The 7,886-nt window shown below is 72.2% G+C and carries 10 protein-coding genes and 1 pseudogene (1 of these 11 only partly in view); 6 read left to right on the top strand and 5 right to left on the bottom strand.

Annotated elements, in window-relative coordinates; genetic code table 11:
* The coding region annotated (locus H0487_RS20170) for an AAA family ATPase (protein WP_446685584.1) crosses the window boundary (this coding region is incomplete at its 3' end): on the bottom strand, window positions 1-286 show 286 of its 1,200 nt. The annotated region extends 914 nt beyond the left edge of the window.
* Here H0487_RS20170 and aroA point away from each other — a divergent pair.
* Window positions 285-1,595: a 3-phosphoshikimate 1-carboxyvinyltransferase gene (aroA, locus tag H0487_RS20175; RefSeq protein ID WP_183096023.1), complete on the top strand. Its 1,311-nt coding sequence runs from the start codon at window positions 285-287 to the stop codon at window positions 1,593-1,595. The two genes, H0487_RS20170 and aroA, sit on opposite strands and share 2 nt — an antisense overlap.
* A gap of 11 nt (window positions 1,596-1,606) precedes the next feature.
* On the top strand, window positions 1,607-2,611 hold the full coding sequence (gene rsgA, locus H0487_RS20180; RefSeq protein ID WP_183096024.1) for a ribosome small subunit-dependent GTPase A: 1,005 nt from the start codon (window positions 1,607-1,609) through the stop codon (window positions 2,609-2,611).
* 52 nt (window positions 2,612-2,663) lie between these two features.
* On the opposite strand, the gene H0487_RS20185 is transcribed toward rsgA, so the two are convergent.
* Both H0487_RS20185 and H0487_RS20190 read right to left on the bottom strand, forming a co-directional pair.
* The gene (locus H0487_RS20185; RefSeq protein WP_183096025.1) at window positions 2,664-3,635 is read right to left on the bottom strand and encodes a putative endonuclease domain-containing protein; all 972 of its coding nucleotides are present in this window, start codon (window positions 3,633-3,635) and stop codon (window positions 2,664-2,666) included.
* A 118-nt stretch (window positions 3,636-3,753) separates the two neighbouring features.
* Window positions 3,754-4,212, bottom strand: coding sequence for a DUF2231 domain-containing protein (locus tag H0487_RS20190; protein ID WP_183096026.1), 459 nt, complete (start codon window positions 4,210-4,212; stop codon window positions 3,754-3,756).
* An 86-nt stretch (window positions 4,213-4,298) separates the two neighbouring features.
* On the opposite strand from H0487_RS20190, the gene hisN reads away from it, so the two are divergent.
* Genes hisN through H0487_RS20205 form a run of 3 tightly spaced genes read left to right on the top strand, consistent with a single transcriptional unit; the run spans window position 4,299 to window position 6,001 of the window.
* Window positions 4,299-5,168, top strand: coding sequence for a histidinol-phosphatase (gene hisN, locus H0487_RS20195; protein ID WP_183096027.1), 870 nt, complete (start codon window positions 4,299-4,301; stop codon window positions 5,166-5,168).
* A gap of 10 nt (window positions 5,169-5,178) precedes the next feature.
* Window positions 5,179-5,610, top strand: a complete 432-nt coding sequence (locus H0487_RS20200) for a CBS domain-containing protein (protein WP_183096028.1) — start codon at window positions 5,179-5,181, stop codon at window positions 5,608-5,610.
* A gap of 22 nt (window positions 5,611-5,632) precedes the next feature.
* A complete protein-coding gene (locus tag H0487_RS20205; protein WP_183096029.1) occupies window positions 5,633-6,001 on the top strand; it encodes an FKBP-type peptidyl-prolyl cis-trans isomerase in 369 nt (122 codons plus the stop codon).
* 77 nt (window positions 6,002-6,078) lie between these two features.
* On the opposite strand, the pseudogene H0487_RS24035 reads toward H0487_RS20205, so the two are convergent.
* Both H0487_RS24035 and H0487_RS20215 read right to left on the bottom strand, forming a co-directional pair.
* Window positions 6,079-6,222 (bottom strand): annotated as a pseudogene (locus H0487_RS24035) (RNA-binding S4 domain-containing protein); the annotation flags it as partial.
* A 41-nt stretch (window positions 6,223-6,263) separates the two neighbouring features.
* Window positions 6,264-7,535 (bottom strand): DUF445 domain-containing protein, encoded by a 1,272-nt coding sequence (locus H0487_RS20215; protein ID WP_312856034.1) that lies wholly within the window; start codon window positions 7,533-7,535, stop codon window positions 6,264-6,266.
* Window positions 7,536-7,603: 68 nt separating this feature from the next.
* On the opposite strand from H0487_RS20215, the gene H0487_RS20220 reads away from it, so the two are divergent.
* On the top strand, window positions 7,604-7,886 hold a 283-nt coding region (locus H0487_RS20220), incomplete at its 3' end, for a hypothetical protein (protein ID WP_220793624.1).

Raw genomic sequence — 7,886 nt, forward strand, 5'->3', positions numbered from 1 at the left:
GGGCCGAGAACGGCCCGGCACCCTCCTCGGCCTCGGTCCACACGACGTCGTACCCGAGCTCACGCGCCTCCGCCGCGACTCGGGCAGCCAGCCGCGACTTGCCGATGCCGGCCTCCCCCAGCACGAGCGACAGCGGAGCGCCGCCGCCGAGGGCGGACCTCAGCACCTCGGTGAGCCGGGCCACCTCGTCCTCACGGCCGACGAAGCCCGGGTCCGGGCGCGCCCCGGCCGCAGTCATGCGGACAGCGTGCCAGAAGTCAGGCGCATCTAGACTGTGGCGGGTCATGACCACTCCCGCCGTCGCGCTCGCCGACCCCTGGCCCGCACCCGTCGCGACGACACCTGTCGACGTGGTCGTGGCGCTCCCCGGCAGCAAGTCCCTCACCAACCGGGCGCTGATCCTCGCCGCGCTGGCCGACGGGCCCTCCGTCGTACGACGTGCGCTGCGTTCGCGCGACACCCTGCTCATGGCGCAGGCCCTCACCGCGCTGGGCGCGCGGGTCGACACCGACGGCGACGACTGGGCCGTGACCCCGCTGTCGCCCGCATCCCCCGCATCACCCGTGGCCGCCGAGGTCGACTGCGGGCTCGCCGGGACCGTCATGCGCTTCGTCCCCCCGGTCGCGGGACTGGTCGCCGGCACGGCGGCCTTCGACGGCGACGCACACATGCGGAACCGGCCGGTCGGCGAGGTTCTCGCTGCTCTCACCGCGCTGGGCGTGGTGATCGACGACGGCGGGCGCGGGTCGCTGCCCTTCACCGTGTCCGGCTCGGGCCGCGTGCCGGGCGGGACCGTCGTGATCGACGCGTCGGCCTCGTCACAGTTCGTGTCGGCGCTGCTGCTGGCGGGGGCGCGTTACGAGCACGGCGTCGACGTCCGCCACGACGGCAAGCCGGTGCCGTCGCTCCCGCACATCGAGATGACCGTCGCGATGCTGCGCGACCGCGGGGTCGCCGTCGACGACAGCGACGCGAACCGCTGGGCGGTCGCGCCCGGGCCGATCGCCGCGCGCGACGAGACCATCGAGCCCGACCTGTCCAACGCGGCCCCGTTCCTCGCCCTGGCCGCCGTGTCCGGCGGGTCGGTGACGGTCCGCGACTGGCCGACGGCGACCACCCAGGCCGGCGACGCCCTGCGCGACCTGCTGGCCCAGATGGGCTGCACCGTCACGCGGGTCGCCGACGGGCTGCGGGTGACCGGACCGGCCGGCGGCCACCGGGCGCTGCGGGGCCTCGACGCCGACCTGCACGACGTGGGCGAGCTCGCGCCGGCCGTCGCCGCGCTCTGCGCCCTCGCCTCGACGCCGTCGCGCCTGAGCGGCATCGCCCACATCCGCGGCCACGAGACCGACCGGCTCGCCGCGCTCGCCACCGAGCTCGGTGGTCTCGGCGCCGACGTCACCGAGCACCCCGACGGCCTCTCGATCCGACCGGCGCCGCTGCGGCCCGGCACCTTCCACACCTATGCCGACCACCGGATGGCGCACGCGGGCGTCATCATCGGTGCGGCCGTGCCCGGGGTCCTCGTCGAGAACGTGACGACCACGAGCAAGACCTTCCCCGACTTCCCCGGCTTCTGGGCCGCGCTGATCTGAGGCCACGCGGCATGAGCAGGCGGTACGGCGAGCACGACGTCGAGCACTACGAGCGGCCTCGTCGTCGTACCCGCCCCCGGACGAAGGACCGCCCCACCTACGACGACGCCGTCGACGGCACCGTCATCACGGTCGACCGCGGCCGCTTCACCCTGCTCGTCGAGGGCCGCACGGTGATGGCGATGAAGGCCCGGCCGCTGGGCCGCAAGGGAGTGGTGGTCGGTGACCGGGTCCGGGTGGTCGGCGACGTGTCGGGTGCCGACGGCAGCCTCGCGCGGATCGTCGAGGTGGCCGGGCGGACGACCGTCCTTCGTCGTACCGCCGACGACGACGACCCGATCGAGCGCGTCATCGTCGCCAACGCCGCCCAGCTCGTCATCGTCACCGCGCTCGCCGACCCCGAGCCGCGGACCCGGTGGATCGACCGGGCGCTCGTCGCCGCCTACGACAGCGGCATGGCGCCGCTGCTCTGCCTCACCAAGGCCGACCTCGAGGACCCCGAGACGTTGCTGACGACGTACCGGTCGCTCGGCGTGCCCTGGGTCGTCACGCACCGTGACGCCGACCGCCGCATCGTCGGCCTCGGCGACCTCCGGCAGCGCCTCGAGGGCCACTCCAGCGTGATGATCGGCCAGAGCGGCGTCGGCAAGTCCACCCTCGTCAACGCCCTCGTGCCCGACGCCCACCGCGAGACCGGCCACGTCAACGCCGTCACCGGCCAAGGCCGCCACACGTCCACCTCAGCGGTCATGCTCGAGCTCCCTGAGGAGACCGGCTGGATCGTGGACACCCCGGGCATCCGCTCGTTCGGCCTGGCCCACGTCCGGCCCGAGCACCTCATCCTGGCCTTCCCCGACCTCGACGAGATGACCGAGGACTGCCCCCGCGGCTGCACCCACGGCGAGGACGAGCCCGAGTGCGGCCTCGACGACGCCGCCGACCGCGGCGACGCCGACCCCGAGCGCGTCGCCTCGTTCCGCCGCCTCCTCGCCGCCCGCTCCGTCACCGACTATTGAGGCGGCTATTGAGGCACACCGACCTGATCGGGGTAGATCGCATCAACCTGGTTCACACGATCTGCCCCGATGACGGACAACGAGGACACCGAACGGGCGCGCCGGCCCACCCACGGAGCTGGAACAGCCGGCCCAGCTTGTCCGCGGTGCTGCACGGCCTCCCCAGGACCTGTCCGTAGCCGAGCCGCACCGTCTCGTTCAGCTCGAGAGCAGCGTCCAGGTCGCGCTCCATGTCACGGTCCCGCGCCGCCGCCGAGTCGTGGAACAGGCGCCCGTCGAGCTCGACGACCTGCGACCACGGTGGCCTGCGCCCGCTGTAGACCACGTCGCGGAACAGGCGTCGTCCCGCCCCGGTGGCTCCCGCCACCTGACGGCGGCCCCGCGGCAACCCGTGCGGGCGTTCGACCTCGGTCAGGAACGCGTGCTCGAGGACGGAGCAGGTGCCGCTCGCGACGTCGTCGAGGACGGCCCCGAGAAACGCACGGCGCCGCAGCCGAGCCGTGCTCTCGACCTGAGCGCGCAGGCGGTGTGCCGTCGTCCGGCGACCACCGCACGCATCGGCGAGCACCGCGATCGCATCCTGCTCATGCCGGGCGCGATCGGCAAGGCCGATCACGACATCGCAGTACCGGGCGCGGGGCGGGCTGAGATTCCACTGGACCTCGTCGGCGAAGCCACGGGACCTACGGACGGACACGCCGTCCGGTGCTCGGACCTTCCTCTCGTGAGCGACCACCACCGCGATCACGTCGTCGTCACGCGGCCGGCGGCCCGGCCCCTCGCAGGCACGGAGGGCCGACGTACCGTCGAGCGCGGCCTGCCAGCACGCCAGCCCTGCCGCCCAGGCGCGCTGCTGCCACGGCAGAGGGCCGTTGTGGGTGACGTAGACGCCGGGGTGGACCGCGCACCACTCACGCCGTCGCACGAGGCGCGCGACATCCGTCGACGTGAGACCCGCGGCGAGAGCCTGTCGGCGTGCGATCACGCCGTCCTGGTCGACGAGCCGCTGTGCCACGAGGTCCACACCCGCGAGCGTGCCGTGGGACCCGCGACCTCACCACCGCGTCGACGCCGCCTGTGGAGAAGCAGGATCGGGGAACATCCGATCAGCCAGGTTCACGCGAAGTTCCCCGATGTCGGCGTCAGCCCTTGAAGCCCTCGCCCCAGACGGCCTGGGCGCCGGCGTCGCCGGTCATGATGACGAGCACGAGGACGGCGACGGCGTCGATCGCGAGCAGGGCGCCGAGGACCCAGCGCAGCCAGCCCTCCTTGGGGTGCAGCACGGCGTTGAGGAGGGCCATCACGCCGAAGGAGATCGAGGTCCACAGGAGCAGCTCGGCGCGCTCCTCGTGGGTGTCGATCTTGTCGGCGATCGGGCCGGCGGTGTTGAAGAACTCGTTGGCCTCGCGGAAGGAGTCGCCCGACAGGTAGGCGACGACGACCGAGCCGACGGCGACGAGGGCGCCGACGAGCAGCGGCCAGCGGAGCTGGTCGTGCCACTTCGGCAGCAGGTAGGCGAGCGCGAGGAGCGCGACGAGAGGCACCAGGACGACGGCTCCGTGGACGGCGAGCGGGTGCAGCGGCAGACCGTTGATCTCCATGGACTCATGGTGGACCCGGGTCGCTGAAATGGGGATGAGAACGCGCCCACGAACTGGTGAGCGAACGGGCTGGCTAGGGTGACCCCGTGACCGACTACACCGACGACCTCCGGCTGGCGCACCTGCTGGCGGACGACGCGGACTCGCTCACGCAGGCGCGCTTCAAGGCGCTCGACCTCCACGTCATGAGCAAGCCCGACCTCACGCCGGTCACCGACGCCGACCAGGCGGTCGAGGAATCGATCCGGCGCACCCTCAAGCGCGCCCGCAGCCGCGACGCCGTCACCGGCGAGGAGGGCGGGACGTCGGGCCACTCCCAGCGACGCTGGATCGTCGACCCCATCGACGGCACCAAGAACTTCGTGCGCGGCGTCCCCGTGTGGGCGACCCTCATCGCGCTGGCGGTCGACGACGAGATCGTCCTGGGCGTCGTCTCCGCGCCGGCGCTGCAGCGGCGCTGGTGGGCCTCGACGGGCCAGGGCGCGTGGACCGGCAAGTCGCTGATGAAGGCGACCCGCTGCCAGGTCTCCGACGTACGACGCCTCGAGGACGCCTCCTTCTCCTACTCCTCGATCTCCGGCTGGGAGGACCGCGGCCTGGGCGAGGACCTGCTCGCGCTGATGCGCCGGGTCTGGCGGACCCGCGCCTACGGCGACTTCTGGTCCTACATGCTGCTCGCCGAGGGAGCCGTCGACGTCGCCGCGGAGCCCGAGCTCGAGGTCTACGACATGGCCGCGCTCGACATCATCGTCCGCGAGGCGGGCGGCCGGTTCACCTCGCTCGACGGCGCCGAAGGACCGTGGGGCGGCAACGCCGTCGCGTCCAACGGCCACCTCCACGACGCGGCCCTCTCCTTCCTCGGCTCGGTGCCCGACGGGGGCGACGACCCGGACTGGCCGGCGAGCGGTCCCGGTACCGTCTCGGACATCTGGTCCCGGAGTCCTCGCCGCGAGTAACCTGCATCACATGCGCATCAGTGATGTCCTCAAGACCAAGCAGCGTCCCGCTGTCGTCACGATCACCCCGGACGCCGGCGTGCGGCAGCTCGTGGCGACCCTGGCCGAGCACAACATCGGCGCGGTGATCGTGAGCGAGGACGGCACCTCGATGATCGGCATCGTCAGTGAGCGCGACGTCGTACGGCGCATGCACAGCGACGGCACCGTCATCGACAACACCGTCGGCGGGATCATGACCGAGGTCGTGCGGACCTGCTCGACCGACGACGACCTCGACCAGGTGCTGATGGCGATGACCGAGGGCCGGTTCCGGCACATCCCCGTGGTCGACGGCGACGACGTGGTCGGCATCGTCAGCATCGGCGACCTGGTGAAGCACAAGATCGACCAGCTGCAGTTCGAGCGCGACCAGCTCGACTCCTACGTCCACCAGCTGTAGGACGCTGACTAGGCTCTCCCCCATGGAGAAGCCTGAGATCGAGTTCCCCGACCCGACGCCCCCGACCGACCTGGTCATCACCGACGTGACCGTCGGCGACGGCGTCGAGGCGACTGCCGGCAGCACCGTGTCGGTGCACTACGTGGGCGTGGCCCACTCCACCGGTGAGGAGTTCGACGCGTCCTACAACCGGGGCGCGCCGCTGCAGTTCCGCCTGGGCGTCGGCCAGGTCATCCAGGGCTGGGACACCGGCGTGCAGGGCATGAAGGTCGGCGGCCGTCGCCAGCTCGTCATCCCGCCGCACCTCGGGTACGGCGACCGTGGCGCCGGTGGCGTCATCAAGCCGGGCGAGACGCTGATCTTCGTCGTCGACCTGCTCGGCGTCAGCTGACGTTCGAGAGCAGCTACCAGGGCAGGTTGTCGGGGACGTCCCCGACGACCACCCGCGCCGACTGGGCCGCGACGCGTCTCGACCTCGTCGTTGACGCGCACCATCCCCGCAGCGAGCAGGGGCTTGGCCTCGGAGCCGGCGTCGATCAGGTTGGCCAGCTTGAGGAACTGACCGAGCTTGATCGTGCCTTCGGCGATGGAGACGTCGAGAGGTTCGGGCACGGCCCCACCCTAGTGGTCCGACCTCCTCGAGGCCCGACCCCCTAGTGGCCGAGGCCCACCGAGATCGCGTGGATCAGCACGCCCACCAGGCCGCCGACGATCGTGCCGTTGATCCGGATGAACTGGAGGTCGCGGCCCACGTGCAGCTCGATCCGCTGCGCGGCCTCCTTGCCGTCCCAGCGCTCGATCGTGTGTGTGATGACCGCGGTGAGCTCGCTGCCGTAGCGGTCGATCGCGAACACTGCGAGGTCGGCCGCCCAATGGTCGATCCGCTGGCGCAGGCCGGGATCGTTGGCCAGCCGCGTCGCGAGCACGTCGACCTCGGTCAGCAACCGCTGGTTCACCGCGCCGGCGGGGTCGTCGAGCGACTTCACCAGCGCCGAGCGCAGGGCCGACCACATGGCGATGGCGGTGCGGATCACGGCCGGGTGGTCGAGCACCCGGTTCTTGAGCCGCTCGGCCCGGTCCTGGGTCTCCGGGTTGTGCTGGAGGTCGGTGGCGAGCGTCTGGAGCATCGAGTCGAGCGCGCGCCGGGCCCGGTGGTCGGGCTGCGACCGGATCTCGGACATCCACCGCACCATCTCGGTGTGGAGCCGGTTGATCACGTAGGTGTTCACGCTGTCCGGCGCCCACCACGGGGCCCGCTCTCCGATCACCTCGTGCACCGTCTCGGGGTTGGCGATCAGCCAGTCGTGGAGCTCGTTGAGGGTGAGGTCGACCAGCCCGTGGTGGAGGTCGTCGGCGAGGGCCTCGTCGAGCAGCCCGCCCAGCAGCGGGGAGACCGGCTCCTCCCGGAAGCGGGGCACGAGCGCGTCGTTGACGAGCGACTCGATGTGGTCGGGCCGCACCTTGGAGAGGGCGATCGCCGCGAGGTCCGCGACCTCCTCGACGACCCGCTTCGCGTTGGCCTCCACCGCCAGCCAGTCGGCCACCCGCTGCGCGATCCCGACCGCGAGGATCCGCTCGCGGATGATGTCCTCCTGGAGGAAGTTCTCCCCCACGAACTGCTCCAGGCCCTTGCCGAGGTCGTCCTTGCGCTTCGGGATGAGCGCGGTGTGCGGGATCGGCAGGCCGAGCGGGTGCTTGAAGAGGGCGGTCACCGCGAACCAGTCGGCGATCGCGCCGACCATCGACGCCTCCGCGCCGGCGTTGACGTAGCCCCAGAACCCGTCGCGGTCCAAGGTGACGACGTAGACGGCGGCGGCGAACACCAGCAGCGACACCGCGACCGTGCGCATCCGGCGCAGCGCCGCACGTCGTACGGCGTCGGTCATCCCGCCGTCGGGGCTGGTCGTCACGATCGGTCCGCTCACCCGGCCATCCAACAGCACCCGGCGCGTCGTACCGGGATCCGGTGGGTGGGTCCGCGACCCTTGATCCCGTGTTCTTCCCCGCACGCCTCGCTGTCGCCTGCCTTCTGGCAGGTGTCCTGACCACGGCGACCGGTGCGGGACGAGCGACCGCCGACCCCAGCGACCCGACGGGCACGACGGGCCCGACGGGGCCGCACGCCCGGCACGGCGCCGCGTCGCCGTGGACCACCCTGGCGATGCGCGACCTCTTCCTGGCGCGCCCCTCGCTCGACGGCCTCGACTCGGTGGTCGCGTCGGTGCTGCTGGCCCGCCCCAGCGACGGCGCGAGCGACACCGGCGGCGACGGCTACC

Origin of the sequence: Nocardioides stalactiti, from assembly GCF_014180715.1 — a bacterium.
Taxonomy (GTDB): Bacteria; Actinomycetota; Actinomycetes; order Propionibacteriales; family Nocardioidaceae; genus Nocardioides; species Nocardioides stalactiti.